Raw genomic sequence first — 18,834 nt, forward strand, 5'->3', positions numbered from 1 at the left:
AGATTTTCGTCTGATCTTTGGTTGCCGGCACGCCCGGCCCGGCCTAAATCGCTGGATGCAATAGTATACAGAGAGCGGACGGAGACAGAATGACAGAACGTGTGAACCGCAGCGGGTTGCAGGTCAGCAAAGAACTGGCAGCCTTCATAGAGACTGCGGCTTTGCCGGGCACGGGTGTGCAGGCAGAGGCTTTCTGGGAGGGGCTGTCGACCCTTGCGCATGACTTCGGCCCGGAAAACGCTGCACTTCTTGAGAAACGTGCGGCCATTCAGGAACAGATTGATCAGTGGCATCGCGACCGCGCGGGTCAGGCACATGATCACAACGCCTATTGCGAATTCCTGCGGGACATCGGCTATCTGCTGCCTGAGGGCGATACTTTTGAAATTGATACTGCGAACGTGGATGCGGAAATCGCGCGGGTGCCGGGGCCGCAGCTTGTAGTGCCGATCACCAATGCGCGCTACGCGCTGAACGCGGCCAACGCGCGCTGGGGCAGCCTATATGACGGTTTTTATGGCACAGACGCCATGGGATCGCAGGCGGAACGCGGCGGATATGACCAGGGTCACGGCGCGCGCGTTGTCGCCCGGGCGCGGGTGTTTCTGGACGAAGCCTTCCCGATCAGCAGTCTGAGCCACGCAGATGCGCGGCGGTACTATGTGTCCGGCGGTGAGCTCCTGATAGATGATCAGCCGCTGCAGCAACCCGAGAAATTCGTGGGCTATACCGGTCACCCCAAAGCCCCGGACAGTGTCATGCTGCGCAACAACGGTCTGCACGTTCAGCTGGTGTTCGACAGGACGCATGTGATCGGCAGCCGCGATCAGGCGGGGCTTGCGGACGTGCAGATGGAAAGCGCTGTGTCCGCGATCATGGACTGCGAGGATTCCGTGGCCTGTGTGGATGCCGAGGACAAGGTTCTGGCGTATACCAACTGGCTGGGCCTGATGAAGGGTGATCTGGAGGAGACCTTTGAAAAGGGCGGGGCGCAGCTCACCCGCAAACTGAACGACGATCGCGTTGTGACAACCGCGGATGGCTCTGAGGTAGTGCTGAAGGGGCGCGCGCTGATGCTGGTGCGTAATGTCGGGCATCTGATGACGAACCCTGCGATCCTCGACCGGGACGGAAATGAGATTTTCGAAGGCCTGATGGATGCGATGGTCACCACGCTTATCGCCATGCATGATCTCGCGCGTGACGGTGGGAATTCGCTGACAGGGTCGGTCTATGTGGTCAAACCCAAGATGCACGGGCCTGAGGAAGTTGCCTTTGCCGACAAAACCTTCACCCACGTGGAAAAGGTGCTGGGTCTGCCGCAGTACACGGTCAAGCTGGGCATCATGGACGAAGAGCGGCGCACATCCGTGAACCTCAAGGAATGCATCCGCGCCGCGAAAAGCCGTGTTGCCTTTATCAACACCGGGTTCCTCGATCGGACCGGCGATGAAATTCATACGTCGATGGAAGCCGGCCCGTTCAGCCGCAAGGATTTCATCAAGCGCAAGGCCTGGATCGGGGCCTATGAAAACCAGAACGTAGATATCGGGCTGGAGTGCGGTCTGAGTGGCAGGGCGCAGATCGGCAAGGGCATGTGGGCGATGCCCGACATGATGGCCGCCATGCTGGAGCAGAAGATTGAACATCCGAAATCCGGTGCTAACTGTGCCTGGGTGCCGAGCCCGACAGCGGCCACACTGCATGCGCTGCACTATCACAGGGTCGACGTATTTGCCGTTCAGGAAAAGCTGCGTAAAGGCGGGCGCCGGGCTTATGTGGATACGGTCCTGAACATTCCGCTGGCCGAATACCGCAAGTGGACGGATGCACAGAAAATCCGCGAGGTGGAGAATAATGCGCAGGGTATTCTGGGCTATGTCGTGCGCTGGGTGGATCAGGGCGTCGGGTGTTCCAAGGTGCCTGATATGAACGACGTGGGCCTGATGGAAGACCGGGCCACCTGCCGGATTTCCGCGCAACACATCGCCAACTGGCTGCACCATGGTGTTGTGGACGGCCAGCAGGTGATGGCGGCGATGCGCAAGATGGCCGCGGTGGTGGATGAACAGAACGCAGGTGATGCGAGCTATGCACCGATGGCGCCTGGCTATGATGGTATCGCGTTTCAGGCAGCCTGTGATCTGGTGTTCAAGGGCCGCGAGCAGCCGTCGGGGTATACGGAACCGGTGCTGCACGCGCGCCGTCTGGAACTTAAGGCCGCGCAGTAATCTGCCGCAGGGGGGCTGCCTGCCCCCGAACCCCCCGGGGATATTTTTCGCCAGAAGAAACAGGGACAGGACCATGACAATTTCTTTGAGAAAAGCTCGCACCATCATCCGCAAAACGCTGGAAAAGGGGCGGGAGATGGATTTCAAACCGCTTTCCGTTGTGGTGCTGGATGCGGGCGGCCATGTGCAGGCGTTTGAGCGTGAAGACGGGGCGTCCCCGGGGCGGTTCGGCATTGCGCACGGCAAAGCTTTCGGATCGGTGATGCTGGGGATACCCGGATCGGCGCAGATGGCGCGGGCCGAGCAGCAGGCCTATTTTCTGAATGCCATGAACGGTGTCTTCAGTGGGCATGTGGTGCCTGTACCGGGCGGCATTCTGCTGCGTGACCGCAAAGGCGCGGTGATTGGCGCGGTTGGTGTCACGGGTGACACATCGGACAATGACGTCATTGCGGGCATGGCCGGTGTTGAGGCTGCAGGACTGACCGGCGAGGCCTGACCGCTCCGCCAAAAAAAGCGGCATATGCATGAACGCACAGGCGCTTGCGCGTCCACGGGTCTGTTTTCGGTAACTTTTCTCACCTATATACGGTCGGAAAGAACGGAAGGGACTTTGGATGGCGCGCCCCGTAGTCGGCATTATCGGCAACTCTTATCTGCTGCATGACGAGTATCCTGTGCATGCAGGCGGCACGATGAATTCCGAGGCAGTTGCGGAAGTGTCCGGCTGCATGCCGATGCTGATCCCGACGGACCCGCGGTTTGTGTCTGTTGACGATCTGATGGCGCGGTGTGACGGATTTCTGTTCACGGGCGGCCGACCCAATGTTCATCCCGAAGAATATGGTGAGGATCCGACCGAAGCGCATGGCGAATTTGATCGCAGCCGGGATGCGGTTACGCTGCCGCTGATCCGTGCCTGTGTGGACCGGGGCATGCCTTTTCTTGGGATCTGCCGCGGATTTCAGGAAGTGAACGTGGCTATGGGCGGTTCGCTTTATCCCGAAATCCGGGATCTGCCCGGGCGGATGAACCACCGCATGCCACCGGATGGCACCCTGGAAGAAAAGTTCGAGCACCGGCATACGGTCCGTTTCTCCGAAGGTGGCGTTTTCCATCGTCTGATGGGCGCGCCGGAGGTCATGACAAATACGCTGCACGGGCAGGGCATCAAAACCTCAGGTTCCCGCGTTGTGATTGACGGGACCGCGCCCGATGGCACGCCGGAGGCGATTTATATCGACGGTGCGGCCGGGTTCACGTTGTCAGTGCAGTGGCATCCGGAATACCGGGCCGCGTGTGATCCGGTATCTCGACCGCTTTTTGCGGCATTCGGCACGGCGGTGCACGCCTGGGCCGAGAGCGGGACCCCGCGCGCGGTGCAGGTTGCCTGAAACTGCTCAGATCTGACCGCCGGCGATCTCGATAGTCTGACCGTTCACGCTTTCTGATCCCGGAGATACCAGCCAGAGCGCTGCCTTAGCGACTTCCTCAGGGGCGATCAGGCGGCCGTGTCTGTTTGCTGACACCATCATAGACAGCGCCTTGTCTTCTGATACGCCTGCACGCTCAGCGATCGACGTCGTGTTGCGGGTGACAATCGGCGTGTCCACATAGGCCGGACAGAGCGCGTTGAACGTGTAGGGTTTCCCGGCGTAGTCTTCGCTCAGGGCGCGGATCAACCCGATCAGCCCGTGTTTGCTGGCGGTATAACAGGCAGCTCCCTGAAGCCCGCGCACACCGGCGATCGAAGAGACCGCGATCACGCGTCCCCAGTCCGTTGTGCGCATGGATGAAAGACTTTCGCGGATTGTCAGAAAGGCACCGTCCAGATTGGTCGACATCATATTGCGCCAGAATGCCATGTCGGTTTTATGCAGCGCGCGCCCTTCGGCGATACCGGCATTGGCAACGCAGATCTGTATGGGTCCCCGTGATTCTGTCGCGGCCGCAACCGAGCGGGCAACATCGGCCTCGTCCCGCACGTCCATCGCGATGCCCGTAATGCCGGCACCTGATACCTCGTCCAGCACAGACTGCCTGCGTCCGGTGATGGTGACAGCACAGCCTTCGGCTGCGAGCGTGCGCGCGATGGCAAGGCCGATACCTGTGCCGCCGCCTGTGACCAGCGCGTGTTTTCCCGTCAGTGACATTCTGCTCTACCTGCCTTTGTCACGAACTATGGCGCGCGCCTGATGGCCGAGGCAAGCAGCTTGTGTTGAGCAGCGCTCCGACCTGTGCGACAGTTTCCGTGGGAGTGAAAGCTATGGCACAGGTAACAGGCATTGGTGGCGTGTTTTTCCGCGCAGACGCGCCGGCGGAGCTTGCCGCGTGGTATGAGACGCATCTTGGCGTAACGCCCGTACCCCGCGATTATGACCAGCCGGTCTGGGAACAGGCAGCAGGACCAACGGTTTTTGCGCCGTTTGCCGCGGACACCGAATACTTCGGGCGAAAGGAACAGGCCTTTATGATCAACTTCCGTGTTGATGATCTGGACGCGATGACTGCAAAACTGCGGGCATCCGGTATATCGGTAGAAGTTGACCCCGAAACTTACCCGAACGGCCGGTTCGCGCGGCTGCATGATCCTGAAGGCAATCCGGTGGAGCTCTGGCAACCTGCGGCGCCTGACACATGAAGTGGCTTGATCTGCCCCCTGTCTGGCTGATGGTCTTCGCTGCCTGCGCCTGGTGGCAGGCGCAAAATCTGAGCCTTGGGCTGAGCCTTGCGCATCCGGTCACCATGCTGCTGGCTGGCCTGCTGGTCGGTGGTGGCATCGTTCTGGCGGTGCTGGCTGTGATGGAATTCCGGAAACACAAAACAACGATCATTCCGCATCAGGACGCGGATACCCTGATCCAGAGCGGCATTTTCCGCCGAAGCCGCAACCCGATCTATCTCGCCGACGTGATGATCCTGGCCGGGCTGTGTCTCTACTGGGACGCCATACTGTCGCTGGTCCTTGTGCCGCTGCTGGTCTGGGTGCTGGAGCGCCGGTTTATCGTGCCCGAAGAGTACCGGCTGCGCCGCAAATTCCGGGTTGATTTTGCGCGATATGCTGAAAAAACACGCAGATGGGTCTGATTTCTGAGCACCTGTGAGCGTTCACAACCTTTCGCGCGCTTGTACCTTGCGCCCCGAGACGTTAGTGGACATCGCAACTCTGTGCACCATTTTGCTCAAAACGTAAATTAACGGGGGAGCTTCCATTGAAGATCGGGACACCAAAAGAGAGCTTTGAGGGCGAAGCCCGCGTCGCCATGACGCCGGAAAGCGCCGCGCAACTTCAGAAACTGGGTCATGACTGCGTCATCGAAACCGGCGCTGGCGCGCTGGCGGGCTTTGCGGACGCGGACTACAAGGCCGCGGGGGTCGAAGTTGTCAAAACGGCTGCGGCGCTCTGGAAAGCTGCTGATGTGGTCGCCAAGGTGCGCGCACCGTCAGATGCTGAAATGAAGCGTCTGCGCGACGGACAGACCCTGATATCCTTCTTCAGCCCCGTGGCTGATGAGGCGAAAATGAAGGCGGCGGCGAAAAAAGGGGCCACCGTCATTGCGATGGAAATGATCCCGCGGATCAGCCGGGCGCAGAAAATGGATGCGCTGTCCTCCATGGCGAACATCGCCGGGTACCGGGCGGTCATCGAGGCGGGCAACAACTTCGGCCGCTTCTTTACCGGTCAGATCACAGCGGCGGGCAAGGTGCCACCGGCCAAAGTGCTCGTGGTCGGTGCGGGCGTTGCGGGACTTGCTGCGATCGGGACATCAACCTCACTGGGTGCGATCACCTATGCCTTCGACGTACGACCGGAAGTGGCCGAACAGGTCGAGTCCATGGGTGCCGAATTCGTCTATCTCGACTTTGAGGAAGAGCAGCAGGATGGTGCCAGCTCCGGGGGCTATGCCTCTGTTTCTTCTCCGGAATTCCGCGAAGCGCAGCTGGCTAAGTTCCGCGAGCTTGCTCCGGAAGTAGATATCGTTATCACCACAGCGCTGATCCCCAACCGCGAGGCGCCGGAACTCTGGACCGAGGACATGGTCAAATCCATGAAGCCCGGATCCGTTGTTGTCGACCTTGCCGCTGAAAAGGGTGGCAACTGCAAGCTGACCGTCGCTGATGAGAAGATCGTGACAGACAACGGCGTCACCATCATCGGTTACACGGACTTCCCGAGCCGGATGGCGACGCAGTCGTCGAGCCTTTATGCTACGAACATCCGTCACCTGATGGCCGATCTGACACCGGAAAAAGACGGTGTCATCAATCACGACATGGAAGACGATGTGATCCGCGGTGCCACCATCGCGCATGCCAAAGAGGTCACGTTCCCGCCACCACCTCCCAAGGTTGCGGCCATCGCGGCGGCACCCAAGAAGGAAGCGCCCAAAGAGCTGACAGCCGAAGAAAAGCGCGCGCAGGAGCTGGAAGAGTTCAAAACCCAGACCCGCAATCAGGTCGGCCTGCTGGCCGTTGGCGGCGCGCTGGTCCTGGCCGTCGGTCTGGTGGCACCGGCAAGCTTTATGCAGCACTTCATCGTGTTCGTGCTGTCGGTCTTTATCGGGTTCCAGGTGATCTGGAACGTGGCGCATTCGCTGCACACGCCGCTGATGGCCGTCACCAACGCGATTTCCTCGATCATCATTTTGGGTGCGCTGATCCAGATCGGGTCGAGTTCGTTGCTGATCACGCTGCTTGCGGCACTTGCGGTCTTTATGGCGGCGGTGAACATATTCGGCGGCTTCCTCGTGACACGGCGCATGCTCGCCATGTTCCAGAAATCGTAAAGGGGTAGGGGACAATGGAATTCGGATTTACGATTGCCGCCTACGCGGTTGCGGCTGTTCTCTTTATCCTCAGCCTCGGGGGTCTTTCCGGGCAGGAAAGTGCTAAACGTGCAGTCTGGTACGGTATTGCCGGTATGGCAATCGCGGTGCTGGCCACGCTGATCGGACCCGGACAGGGTCTTGGGATCGTCTCTGTGATCCTGATCGCCATGGGGGCCGCGGTCGGCTACCAGCTGGCCACAAAGGTCCAAATGACCCAGATGCCGGAACTCGTGGCCATCATGCACAGTCTTGTGGGCCTCGCAGCGGTCTTTGTGGGTTTTAATGCGGACATCATGATCAACAACATGTCCACTCTGTTTGAGCAAAACCTGCTCGAACTGGGGGCGGTGGCCGCAGACGGGTATTCGGCCATTGGCCTGCCCAAAGAGATCTATGACGGGCTGTCGTCCTTTGGTCAGCTGATTGCGAAAAAGACGACCGTGGAAATCAACATCCTCAAGGTCGAGCTGGTGCTGGGCATCTGGATCGGTGCTGTGACGTTCACGGGTTCTGTGATTGCCTATGGCAAACTGGCGGGCCGTGTGGATTCTGCGGCAACCAAGCTGCACTGGCGGTCACATGCTGAACGTGGGTGCGGCGGCGCTGTCGGTGCTGTTTGCGATCATGTATCTGGGCGGTTCGGGCAGCTGGACACTGGTTCTGCTGACGCTGCTGGCGCTCTTTATCGGGTATCACCTGATCATGGGTATCGGCGGGGCCGACATGCCCGTGGTTGTCTCCATGCTGAACAGCTACTCCGGCTGGGCGGCAGCTGCCATCGGCTTCAGCCTTGGCAACGACCTGCTGATCGTGGTGGGCGCTCTGGTGGGCTCCTCCGGTGCGATCCTGTCCTACATCATGTGTAAGGCCATGAACCGGTCGTTTGTGAGTGTGATCCTAGGTGGCTTTGGCGGCCCGGCAGGTGAGCAGATGGCTGTTGAAGGCGAACAGGTGGCGATTGAGGCCGACGGTGTCGCAGCGGCTCTGAATGAAGCCGACAGCGTCATTATCATCCCGGGCTATGGTATGGCCGTGGCACAGGCGCAGCAGGGCGTCGCGGAACTGGTGCGCAAGCTGCGCGCCAAAGGCAAGAACGTCCGTTTCGCGATCCACCCGGTGGCGGGCCGTTTGCCGGGGCACATGAACGTTCTGCTGGCCGAAGCCAAAGTACCTTATGACATCGTAATGGAAATGGACGAGATCAACGACGACTTCCCGGAGACGGATGTTGCCATTGTGATCGGATCCAATGACATCGTGAACCCCGCGGCACAGGACGATCCGAACAGCCCCATCGCCGGTATGCCGGTGCTGGAATGCTGGAAGGCAAAGCAGGTCTTTGTGTCCAAGCGCGGGCAGGGAACGGGGTATTCGGGTATCGAAAACCCGCTGTTCTTCAAGGACAACACGCGGATGTTCTATGGCGATGCCAAGGCGAGCCTCGACAAGCTGTTGCCGATGATCGACTGACACCGGCTTAACAGAGATTTTTAAAGCGCGTCGCAGAAATGCGGCGCGCTTTTTGCGTTTCCGACCCGCAGTGCGTTGAAAAACAGGGGTATTGCGCGGGGAACTGCAGCCACAGGGGATCACCGGTATACCGTTGCATTCCATTAAGCAATTGATCTGATTGAAGAAATTCGTTGACTTTGTCCGGTGTGGCGCTATCCCTCACATCATACGGAGTTTGCCTATGTCACCGATCACCGATCATCCGCTGCGTTACAAACTGGCCAACGAGCTGCACGCGCGCCCGTTTCCTTCGATGGAGGCGCCCTGTTCGGCCGTGTACATCGCGATCAAACAGCCAAACGACGCTGTGAGCCGGGACCGGGCGCGGGATCTGCGTCATCTGACTGACCTGCTGGACCGTCACGGCGCACCGCACCCCCAGCCGGGTGCCACCCATTACTATGGCCAGATCGGCAAGCACTGGATCAAATGGGAACAGCATACTGAATTCGTGACCTATACTGCGTTTCTTGAAGAGGGCGCAGACCGTGCATTTGACCCTTCGGGGTTTGATGTGTTTCCTTCTGACTGGCTGGACAATGCGCCGGGCCAGCGTGTGACCTCAGCCATGCTGCACATTGTGCCGCGGCCTGACGATGAGCAGGAGATCGAAAAGGCGGTATCGGGATGGTTTGTGTCCGAGAGCCTGGCGGTATCGAACGTGTTGGACAACGCGGCAACGGTCGCGGGTGATTTCCGGATCGATGTGAATGGTCACCTGCGGTTTGCTGTTTTTGCGGACGCCGGTACGGGCAAGCGGCGCATCGGGCGGATCGTGCAGCGCCTGTGCGAGATCGAAACTTATAAATCCATGTCGATGATGGGCTTTGCGCGGGTGCGGGCGCTGCAACCGAAGCTTAATGATCTGGATACACAGCTCACCAGCCTGATGAGCGATATGACCAGCGAAACGGCCAGTGCAGAAACGACGCTGAATTCGCTGCTGAGCATTTCAGCGGAGCTTGAGACACTGTCCGCGCAATCGTCTTTCAGGTTCGGGGCAACCGGGGCGTATGAGGCGCTGGTCAATCAGCGGATTGAGGCCCTGCGCGAGGTGCGGTTCCGCAGCCGCCAGCATTTTGCGGAATTCATGATGCGGCGCTATGCGCCGGCGATGCGCACGGTGACATCTGCAGAACGCCGGCTGGAGGCCATGTCGAGCCGGTCAATCCGGGCGTCCAACCTGCTCCGGACGCGGGTGGATGTGGAGAGGTCCGCGCAGAACCAGGCGCTGCTGGAAAGCATGGACCGTAGGTCGGATCTGCAGCTGCGTCTGCAGCGCACAGTGGAGGGCCTGTCGGTCGTGGCGATCAGCTACTATGCGGTGTCGCTTGCCGGATACCTTCTTTACCCGCTCACAGAGGCCACAGGGCTCAGCAAGGGCATGCTGACTGCACTGGTGACCCTGCCTGTGGTGCTGCTGGTGTGGTGGCTGATCCGCCGTCTCAGAAGAAGTGTCGAATAGGTCGAACTTTTCAGACGAAAACCGACCATAGCGGGCAGGTGATTTCGCGCGGCGAGCCTTTGGGCCAACAGCTGGTGAAGTCTGGAAGACAACGGGACGGCGCTGTTTGGGCTTACGCCAAAAGCGCCCCGCCCGCCGTCCCGTATTCGGCGCCCTATCTGACATCGGGCGCGGACTCTGCGGAAATCCTGCGGATATGCGCTCTGTCTGCACCTGGATCAGGGGGCGTTAGCGCCCTCTGATCCTTGGATCCAGTGCATCCCGCAGACCGTCGCCCAGGTAGTTCACAGACAGAACCGTGAGCGAGATCAGGATACCCGGCAACATGACCCGCTCGGGGAATTCTTCCATCCGTGGCACCGCATCTGAAAGCAGTTTGCCCCATGTGGGGAAGTCAGAAGGGAAGCCAACGCCAAGGAAAGACAGAGCGCTTTCCGTGATGATCGCCGTTGCCAGCCCCAGCGTGGCAGAGACCATAATGGGCGAGATCACATTCGGCAGCAGGTGCCGCCGGATGATCAGAAATGGTGTCGTTCCGATGGATCGGGCGGCCAGGATGAATTCGCGTTCCTTGAGCGCCAGAATTTCACCGCGAACGATCCGTGCGGTGGGCATCCACGAGGTGATACCGATCACGCCGACAATCAGGATGAACATGCCCCCTTCCGGACCAAAAGCAGCGCGCAAAGGCTGGCGGAAGAGCGTCACCGCCACCAGCAGCAGGGGCAGGATCGGCAGCGACAGGAAGAGATCCGTGATCCGCATCAGAATGCCGTCCAGGCGTTTGAAGTACCCTGCACAGACACCGACGGTGGTGCCGATGAGAAGCGACAGGATCATCGCTGTCCAGCCCACAGCGAGCGATGCGCGCCCGCCCGCGATCAGCGTAGCCATGATATCGCGGCCAAGGTTGTCCGTGCCCAGCGGCCGCCCCCAGAGCACTTTGGCATCACTGTCCCACAGTGCGGTGTAGATCGGGCGCAGGTCTTTGTTGCGGATGTCGAGCTTTTTGGCATCGATCTGCCAGATCCACGGCCCGATCAGCACAAAAAGCGTGATCCCCAGCAGGAACCCCCCGCCAATCAGCGCGCCCTTGTGTTTGCGGAACTGATCCCAGACTTCGCGCCACTGGCTCTGCGGTTCCTTTTGCGGCTCCTTGTCCTGGAGCGCGCCGAAGGTTTCGATCTCTGCGTTCTGATCAGTCATAGCGGATCCTCGGGTCCAGAATGCCGTAAAGCACGTCAGCGATCAGGTTGAAGACCACGATCAGGATGGCGAAAATGAAGGTCAGCGTCATAACCATCGGCAGGTCATTGGCGAAAAGAGCGGTCAGCAGAAGCTGGCCGATGCCGTTCACCTTAAAGAGCGTCTCGGTAATGATCGCGCCGCCAAAGATCGAGGGAATGCCCAGGGCAATCACGGTGACAATCGGGATCATCGAGTTGCGCAGAACATGCACCATGACAACGACGCTTTCTTTCAGACCCTTGGCGCGCGCGGTACGCACGTAGTCCTGATTGAGGTTGTCGAGCATCGAGGCCCGCATAAAACGGCTGATCTGAGCAGTTGTCTGCAGCGCCAGCACCATGACGGGCATGATCATCTGCTGCAGCTGAATTTTGAAACTGGCCCAGTCGGTGACAACATGCGTGGTGTCATAGATGGATGGGAACCAGCCGAGGTTGACCGAGAAGATCACGATCACCAGAACGCCCGAAAAGAACGGCGGGATCGAAAAGCCGATCATCGAGATAAATGTACCGGCCTGGTCAAACAGGGAATACTGACGGTAGGCGGAGTAAATACCGATGGGCAGGGCGATCAGAATGCCGACGATATAGGACATGCCGACGACCCAGAGGGTCTGTGGCATCCGCTGCATCACGATATCCATCACCGGCGAACGGGTCTGCCAGGAAATCACCCGCAGCTTGCCTTCGGCAAAGGCTGTGCCGAACCAGTGATCCACGAGGACCTGCGGTTCCACCCAGAAGAACTGTACCAGCCACTTCCAGTACTGGACATGTATGGGCGCACCAAGGCCCAGGGCTTCGCGCATCTTCTGTTTTACTTCGGGGGGGACGGTCAGTGGCACCTGCGCCATCGGATCGCCCGGCGCCAGCTGCAGCAGAAGAAAAATGACGATGCTGATAAACAGCAGTGTCGGGATCGACAGAACCAGTCTGCGGATGGTGAAAGTCAGCATGCGCTCCGCCTTGTCGGGAGGTTTTTATTATTGTTCCGGTGTTGCCGGTTGCGCACAAGCACTATTCCCGGCGGGCAGAGAACAGGGCGCGGAATGACCGCGCCCTGCCTCCATTTGCATCAGTTGCCGATGCGGTACCAGTCAGCAACGTTCCACAGCTCGGAATCCCAGGTGTTCAGGATAACACCGCCCAGCGTGTTGGACGCAGCGGAAACACGGCCACGATCCACCAGCGGAACGATGGTGTAGCTGTCTTTTGTCAGCATATCGTTCAGCTTCTTGGCGATCTCACCGCGCTTTTCCAGCTCGCCTGTCCGGGCCAGCTCGTCGAGCAGCGCGTCATACTCAGGATCGCAGAAGCGGTTGATGTTCTCACCCTGCCACTGGCTCGAAGGCTTGGGTTCGTTGCCACAGCGATAGGCCGACAGATACGCCTGCGGGTCTGTGCCGTCGAAGTTGTTGGCGTACATTTCAACGTCCGCATAGAACTTCTGGAAGGTGTCAGGCGAACCGGGGTCACCACCGAAGAATACGGATGCATCGAGGTTACGCAGCTCGGTTTCAACACCGATCATGCTCCACCATTCCTTGATGAGCGCCTGGAAATCCTGACGCACAGCGTTGGTGGATGTCTGATAGAGGATCGACAGTTTTACGCCGTCCTTGTCACGCACGCCGTCACCGTCGCTGTCCACCCAGCCTGCTTCGTCCAGCAGGGCATTTGCGCCGTCGATGTCCTGTGTCAGGCATTCCGTGTTGTCGGATGCGTAAAGCGCAGGAGCAGGCACGAGGTTACATGTCGGGCGTCCTGCCTGGCCGTAACCGATTTCCACCAGCAGCGGACGGTCAATCGCCATGGACAGCGCCTTGCGGACGTTCAGATCGCTCAGGAACGGGTGCGCATGGGCCACTGTGGAACGTTCACCTTCGGGCAGGTCCGGCGAGGGGTTCGTCAGGTTCATTTCCAGACGTTCCACCAGCGTGCCGAACGCTGCAATCGGTGTACCTTTGCCGCCTTCTGCCATTTTGGCCAGTACGTCAGGTGCCAGCTGCATGTTCCAGGCATAATCGAATTCACCGGTTTCCATCACGGAACGGCCGGCCGCAGTTGCGTCACCGCCACCTTTGAAGGTCAGCGAGGCGAACGCAGGTTTACCGGGCTCACGGAAGTTCTCGTTGGCGACCATCTGGATCACATCGTTGGGGCGGAAGTCCGTCACAACAAAGGGGCCGGTGCCGATCGGGTTGAAGTTTGCTTCGGTGCACTCAGGCGCTTTGGCGCCGAGGCAGTCCGCAAACTGTGCCGCCTGAATGATCGGCGACTGACCACCCATGAAGGGCCCATACGGGTTCGGTTGCGGCTGGTTGAACGTAACTTTTACCGTCAGATCGTCGAGGATCTCAACGTTTTCAACGCCGTCGAATTTGGCGCCCTGCGCACAGCCACCTTCGGGGTGCATGCAGTAATCAGCCGTGAATTTGACGTCCGCAGATGTGACTGCCGAGCCATCAGACCACAGCAGCCCGGACTTGAGCTTCCATGTGATCGAGGTCAGATCGGCTGCCACGCCGCCGTTTTCAACGGTTGGGATTTCTTCGGCCAGGAAGGGCACAAGTGCGCCGTTCTCGTCATAGCGTCCAAGAGGTTCGATCACCAGCGACGCAGATTCGAGATCCTTCGTACCACCCGACAGATACGGGTTCAGGATCGACGGCGCCTGCCAGTAGATGATTTTGACCTCGCCATCGCGGCCCCGCTCGCCCTCGTGGCCGTCCGCTAGGACAACCGGTGCAAGCGCTGTGGTCGCGATCGCGCCCATCAGTAAGGTTCTGAGTTTCATGTTTTACTCCGTGTTGGACATCAAAATGCCGTTTCAACAGCCCATAGAACGGGACTGCATTTTTTCGCTATCATTTCCAGCGGGTTACAGGACTGAACTCTGGCTTTTCGTTCAGAAATTCAGCCGATCCCCCCGGATGCGTGGCCACATCGAAGCATGTTTTGCGGAAAAAGCAAGCCTTGTCATAGCTGACGCCATGGAAAGACGCCGGCAGGGTTTGACACTGCCTGCTTCATGGCCTTAGCGTCGCTGCAGGGAACAACGGGGTCAGGCATGCTGGATCAGACTGAGACACGGGAAGAAACCCGTCCTATCGCAGAAATCCGGGGGCTCCGGGTCGAGTTTCAGACCAAGGACGGGCCCGTTGTCGGTGTTGAGGATGTGTCCTTTGAAATAAAAGCGGGCGAAACTGTCTGCGTCGTGGGCGAGAGCGGGTCGGGCAAATCCGTGTCTTCGCTGTCCCTGATGCGCCTCGTTGAATTCGGTGGTGGCGAGATTGCCGGTGGTCAGCTGATGTTTCACCGCTCTGAAGGCGGGCAGGTGGATCTTGCGGCGACGGATGCCGAGCTGATGCGCACAATCCGCGGCAATGAGATCGGCATGATTTTTCAGGAGCCGATGACCGCGCTCAATCCGGTTTTCACCGTGGGCCGGCAACTGACCGAGGGCCTGCGGCTTCATAAGAACATGAGCAAATCAGAAGCGGAGGCCCGCGCTCTGGAGCTGTTGCGCGAGGTGCGCATCCCGGAACCGGAAAGGCGCCTGAAACAATACCCGCACGAGCTGTCAGGCGGCATGCGGCAGCGCGTGGTGATCGCGATGGCGCTGGCCTGCAAACCCCGTCTGCTCATTGCGGATGAACCTACAACCGCGCTGGACGTGACAATTCAGGCAGAGATCCTGGCCCTGATGGACCGGCTCAAGCGCGAGACCGGCACGGCCGTCATGTTTATCACGCATGATATGGCCGTAGTGGCGCAGATGGCCGACCGGGTGGTGGTGATGTTCCGCGGCAACAAGGTTGAGGAAGGCCCTGTCGCCGATATTTTCGAGAACCCGCAGCACGCCTACACCGGGGCGCTGCTGGCAGCCGTGCCCAAACTGGGCGAAATGAGCGGCAAGTCCGCGCCGGAACCGATGAAGCTCCTGGGGCGCGAGCAGGGAGAGATCCTGCCGATCCCCGGCACTGACGAGGTGCTTCTCACGGTAAAGAATCTGACCACGCGTTTCCCGGTCAAAGGCGGTTTCTTCCGCCGGACGGTTGCGAATGTGCATGCGGTCGAGGACCTGTCTTTTTCGATCAACAAAGGCCAGACGCTGAGCCTTGTGGGCGAATCCGGATGTGGAAAATCATCTGCCGGACGCTCGGTGCTCCGCCTCGTTGAGCCGTTGTCGGGCGAAGTGAACCTCGACGGGACAGACATCATTTCCCTTGATCAGCGTGGACTGCGCAAGGCGCGGCTGGATATGCAGATGATCTTTCAGGATCCGTTCGCATCGCTCAATCCGCAGATGCAGCTGGCGGAACAGGTGGCCGAGCCCATCCACAATTTCGGAACCCTGAGCGGGCAGGCGGTGACGGACCGTGTTGCGATGCTGTTCGACCGCGTTGAGCTGCCCCGCAGTTTCATGCGCCGGTTCCCGCACGAACTGTCCGGGGGCCAGCGGCAGCGTGTAGCCATCGCGCGCGCGCTGGCACTGAACCCCAAACTGATCATCGCGGACGAGGCCGTGTCGGCGCTTGATGTGTCCGTACAGGCGCAGGTGCTCAACCTGATGATGGAGCTGCAGGCCGAACTGGGGCTGTCGTTTCTGTTCATCAGCCATGACATGGCGGTGGTGGAACGTGTGAGCCACCACGTGGGCGTTATGTATCTGGGACGCATTGTCGAGCTGGGCCCCCGTGCGCGTGTCTTTGAAAACCCACAGCATCCCTACACGCAGGCCCTTATGAAAGCAGTGCCGATCGCAGATCCGCGTCAGCGCAAAGACGAGAGTGAGCTGAACTTCAAACCGATCCCGTCGCCCATCCATCCTGCGGGCTATGTGCCTGAGCCTTCTGTCTACCGCGAAGTGGAACCGGGTCACCTGATCCTGGAAACTGACAGCGGGTACTGACGGTCATGACCGAACGCCTGTCCCCCCTGGAGATCATGCGGAAGCTCGTGAGCTTTCCAACCGTCAGCCGCGACACCAATCTGCCGCTTGTGGACTGGGTCGAGGATTACCTCAGTTCGCACGGTATAGTGGCACACCGCTATCTCCAACCTGATGAGCCCAAGGCCGCGCTCTTTGCCCATGTCGGGCCCTGGGAAGAGGGTGCCATTGTTCTGTCTGGTCATACCGATGTTGTGCCGGTGGACGGACAACCCTGGGAGTCCGATCCGTTCGAGGTGACGGAACTGGAGGACCGCTACGTCGGGCGCGGCACCTGCGATATGAAAGGGTTCGATGCGCTCGCGATCTGGGCGCTGGTGGAGGCAAAATATGCAGCACTGGCCCGTCCGCTGCAGCTGGCGCTGAGCTTTGATGAAGAGATCGGGTGCACCGGTGCGCCGCCGATGATCGAAGCGATGCAGCCTGTGTTGCCCAAGGGGGCCGCGGTGATTGTCGGGGAGCCCTCCATGATGCAGGCCGTCTCCGGCCACAAGGGCGGTACCGGTTTTGACACACATGTCCAGGGCTTTGAGGTGCACAGCTCCATTCTGGACCGCGGGGTGAATGCGGTGATGTATGGCGCCAAGCTGATTGACTGGGCCAATGACATCAACACGGCCAACCGCGACGCTGAACCCGGGGCGCTGGCCCGCGCTTTTGACCCGCCTTACACAACGGCGCATGTGGGAATGATTTCCGGCGGTACCGCCCATAACATCACGGCCAAAGACTGCCGTTTTGCAATGGATTTCCGCGTGGTACCCGGCGAGGACAAGGCCATCTGGGAGGAGCGCTACCGTGCACGTGTCGCCGAGATTGAGGCAATGATGCAGGCGGTTGTACCGGAAACACGCATCACGGTCACACCCCGCTTTGACGTTCCGGCCCTGACACCTGAAGAGGCCGGGGCAGCAGAGACGCTGGTGCGCCGGATTACAGGCGACAACGCGAGCCACGTTGTCAGCTATGGCACAGAAGCCGGCCAGTTCCAGGAAGCCGGTTATTCCGCAGTGATCTGCGGGCCGGGTGATATTGCGCAGGCCCACCAGCCGAACGAATACATCACCAAAGCACAGTTTCAGGCCGGGCACCGCTTTATGGAGCGTCTGGTCGGAACGCTCTGCGACTGAGCAAGATTTCGCAATGCAGGGGATCCCGATTTCGGATGCGTCGCCCGTAACGCACCAGGGGGAACTTCCGGAAGAAACAGACGTGGTCGTGATCGGCGGTGGCGTCATTGGCGTGTCAACCGCCCTTTTCCTGGCACGGGCGGGGCACCGTGTGGTGTTGCTTGAAAAGGGCCGTATCGCGGGGGAGCAATCCGGCAGGAACTGGGGCTGGATCCGGCAGCAGGGCCGTGATCCCGATGAGCTGCCGATCATGGTCGAGGCCGGGCATCTCTGGCGCGAGTTATCGCAGGAAACGAATGAAAACATCGGTCTGACTACCGGCGGCGTGACCTATCTCGCACGCACGCAGGCAGAGCTGGAAAAGTATGGCGCCTGGCTGCCCTATGCCCGCGCTCACGGCACGTACACGCGGCTTCTGACCGCGGCGGAGACCGCTGAACTCGTGCCCGGTATGTCGCGTCGTTTCGCAGGCGCACTTTACACCGCATCAGACATGCGTGCAGAACCCTGGCGGGCCGTTCCCGCCCTCGCCGGTATTGCCGTGCGCGCAGGCGCGGTCATCCGGGAAAACTGCGCAGTACGCGCGCTGGATCTGTCGGCCGGGCGGGTCAGCGGCGTGGTCACCGAAGCAGGCCGCATCCGGACGCAGACAGTGGTGCTCGCCGGGGGCGCCTGGTCGTCACTGTTTCTGCGCAATCACGGTGTGTCCCTGCCGCAGCTTTCCGTGCGCGCGACGGTCGCTGCGACCTCGGCGCTGCCACAGGTCACGCCGGGTGGCGTCGCCGACAAGGGGCTGGCGTTCCGGTACCGGGCCGACGGTGGCTACACGCTGGCGGCGGGCGGCTTTCACGAGCTGTTTCTTGGGTGGGATGCTTTCCGCGCACTGCCAAAGTTTCTGCGGCAACTGCGGGCCGATCCCTTAGGCACCCGCTTCCTGCCCGGTGCCCCTGCGGGTTACCCGGATGCCTGGGGCACACCACGCAGCTGGCCGGCGGACAGCCCCGGCCCGTTTGAAAACTGCCGTGTGCTGAACCCGGCGCCCAATACCGGTAAACTGCGCCAGTTGCGCCGCGATTTTGCACAGCTTTTCCCGGACCTGCCGGATTTCAGCCTGACCCACGCCTGGGCGGGGATGATCGATACGATGCCTGATGTTGTGCCCGTCGTTGACCGGATCGATGCGCTGCCGGGGCTCGTTCTTGGCACGGGCATGAGCGGGCATGGGTTCGGGATCGGACCTGCAATGGGGCGCATTCTGGCAGCAATCGCAACGGGCGCGCCCGCCGGTCACGATATATCCAGGTTCCGGTTTGGCCGGTTCAGGGACGGCACCCGGATGGAGCTTGGTCCGGCACTTTGACGTGAATGCCGCAGGTGTGACCCTTGCGGCCCCGCCCGCGTGCTATACAACCTGAGATGTGGTGGCCGGAGAAATTACCGGCCCGAAACCTTTGGAGTGACAC

At 60.2% G+C, this 18,834-nt stretch carries 14 protein-coding genes and 1 pseudogene; 11 read left to right on the forward strand and 4 right to left on the reverse strand.

Annotation, left to right across the window (positions count from 1 at the left end; all coding sequences use genetic code 11):
* Positions 1–89: 89 nt before the first annotated feature.
* The 3 genes from ACZ1HA_RS04810 (at position 90) to ACZ1HA_RS04820 (ending at position 3,625) form a co-directional block, all read left to right on the forward strand.
* Positions 90–2,231 (forward strand): malate synthase G, encoded by a 2,142-nt coding sequence (locus ACZ1HA_RS04810; protein WP_472713070.1) that lies wholly within the window; start codon positions 90–92, stop codon positions 2,229–2,231.
* A 73-nt stretch (positions 2,232–2,304) separates the two neighbouring features.
* Positions 2,305–2,730: a GlcG/HbpS family heme-binding protein gene (locus ACZ1HA_RS04815; protein ID WP_472713071.1), complete on the forward strand. Its 426-nt coding sequence runs from the start codon at positions 2,305–2,307 to the stop codon at positions 2,728–2,730.
* Between the two features lie 118 nt (positions 2,731–2,848).
* Positions 2,849–3,625, forward strand: a complete 777-nt coding sequence (locus ACZ1HA_RS04820) for a gamma-glutamyl-gamma-aminobutyrate hydrolase family protein (RefSeq protein WP_472713072.1) — start codon at positions 2,849–2,851, stop codon at positions 3,623–3,625.
* A 6-nt stretch (positions 3,626–3,631) separates the two neighbouring features.
* On the opposite strand, the gene ACZ1HA_RS04825 is transcribed toward ACZ1HA_RS04820, so the two are convergent.
* Positions 3,632–4,384, reverse strand: coding sequence for an SDR family NAD(P)-dependent oxidoreductase (locus tag ACZ1HA_RS04825; RefSeq protein ID WP_472713073.1), 753 nt, complete (start codon positions 4,382–4,384; stop codon positions 3,632–3,634).
* 113 nt (positions 4,385–4,497) lie between these two features.
* Between ACZ1HA_RS04825 and ACZ1HA_RS04830 the strand changes: the two genes are divergently transcribed.
* The 5 genes and pseudogenes from ACZ1HA_RS04830 (at position 4,498) to ACZ1HA_RS04850 (ending at position 10,037) form a co-directional block, all read left to right on the forward strand.
* Complete coding sequence (locus ACZ1HA_RS04830; RefSeq protein WP_472713074.1) at positions 4,498–4,872, forward strand: VOC family protein; 375 nt, start codon at positions 4,498–4,500, stop codon at positions 4,870–4,872.
* Positions 4,869–5,318: a methyltransferase family protein gene (locus ACZ1HA_RS04835; protein WP_472713075.1), complete on the forward strand. Its 450-nt coding sequence runs from the start codon at positions 4,869–4,871 to the stop codon at positions 5,316–5,318. Before ACZ1HA_RS04830 ends, ACZ1HA_RS04835 begins: the two co-directional genes overlap by 4 nt.
* Positions 5,319–5,443: 125 nt before the next feature.
* Positions 5,444–7,018, forward strand: a complete 1,575-nt coding sequence (locus tag ACZ1HA_RS04840; protein ID WP_375228118.1) for a Re/Si-specific NAD(P)(+) transhydrogenase subunit alpha — start codon at positions 5,444–5,446, stop codon at positions 7,016–7,018.
* Positions 7,019–7,032: 14 nt separating this feature from the next.
* A pseudogene (locus ACZ1HA_RS04845) lies at positions 7,033–8,530 on the forward strand (NAD(P)(+) transhydrogenase (Re/Si-specific) subunit beta).
* Between the two features lie 223 nt (positions 8,531–8,753).
* The gene (locus ACZ1HA_RS04850) at positions 8,754–10,037 is read left to right on the forward strand and encodes a DUF3422 family protein (protein WP_375228116.1); all 1,284 of its coding nucleotides are present in this window, start codon (positions 8,754–8,756) and stop codon (positions 10,035–10,037) included.
* A 228-nt stretch (positions 10,038–10,265) separates the two neighbouring features.
* Here the strand turns inward: ACZ1HA_RS04850 and ACZ1HA_RS04855 are convergent, their stop codons facing one another.
* From ACZ1HA_RS04855 to ACZ1HA_RS04865, 3 genes are all read right to left on the reverse strand, one after another.
* Positions 10,266–11,243: an ABC transporter permease gene (locus tag ACZ1HA_RS04855; protein ID WP_472713076.1), complete on the reverse strand. Its 978-nt coding sequence runs from the start codon at positions 11,241–11,243 to the stop codon at positions 10,266–10,268.
* Entirely contained in the window at positions 11,236–12,243 is a 1,008-nt protein-coding gene (locus tag ACZ1HA_RS04860; protein ID WP_436399490.1) for an ABC transporter permease, read from the reverse strand. Before ACZ1HA_RS04860 ends, ACZ1HA_RS04855 begins: the two co-directional genes overlap by 8 nt.
* Positions 12,244–12,362: 119 nt before the next feature.
* Positions 12,363–14,084: a peptide ABC transporter substrate-binding protein gene (locus ACZ1HA_RS04865; RefSeq protein WP_472713077.1), complete on the reverse strand. Its 1,722-nt coding sequence runs from the start codon at positions 14,082–14,084 to the stop codon at positions 12,363–12,365.
* 273 nt (positions 14,085–14,357) lie between these two features.
* Here ACZ1HA_RS04865 and ACZ1HA_RS04870 point away from each other — a divergent pair, with 273 nt between their 5' ends.
* Genes ACZ1HA_RS04870 through ACZ1HA_RS04880 form a run of 3 tightly spaced genes read left to right on the forward strand, consistent with a single transcriptional unit; the run spans position 14,358 to position 18,731 of the window.
* The gene (locus ACZ1HA_RS04870) at positions 14,358–16,202 is read left to right on the forward strand and encodes an ABC transporter ATP-binding protein (RefSeq protein ID WP_472713078.1); all 1,845 of its coding nucleotides are present in this window, start codon (positions 14,358–14,360) and stop codon (positions 16,200–16,202) included.
* A gap of 5 nt (positions 16,203–16,207) precedes the next feature.
* Positions 16,208–17,371 (forward strand): acetylornithine deacetylase, encoded by a 1,164-nt coding sequence (gene argE, locus ACZ1HA_RS04875; RefSeq protein ID WP_472713079.1) that lies wholly within the window; start codon positions 16,208–16,210, stop codon positions 17,369–17,371.
* 13 nt (positions 17,372–17,384) lie between these two features.
* Positions 17,385–18,731 (forward strand): NAD(P)/FAD-dependent oxidoreductase, encoded by a 1,347-nt coding sequence (locus ACZ1HA_RS04880; RefSeq protein WP_472713080.1) that lies wholly within the window; start codon positions 17,385–17,387, stop codon positions 18,729–18,731.
* Positions 18,732–18,834 lie beyond the last annotated feature (103 nt).

This window comes from Roseobacter sp. S87 (genome assembly GCF_055693285.1).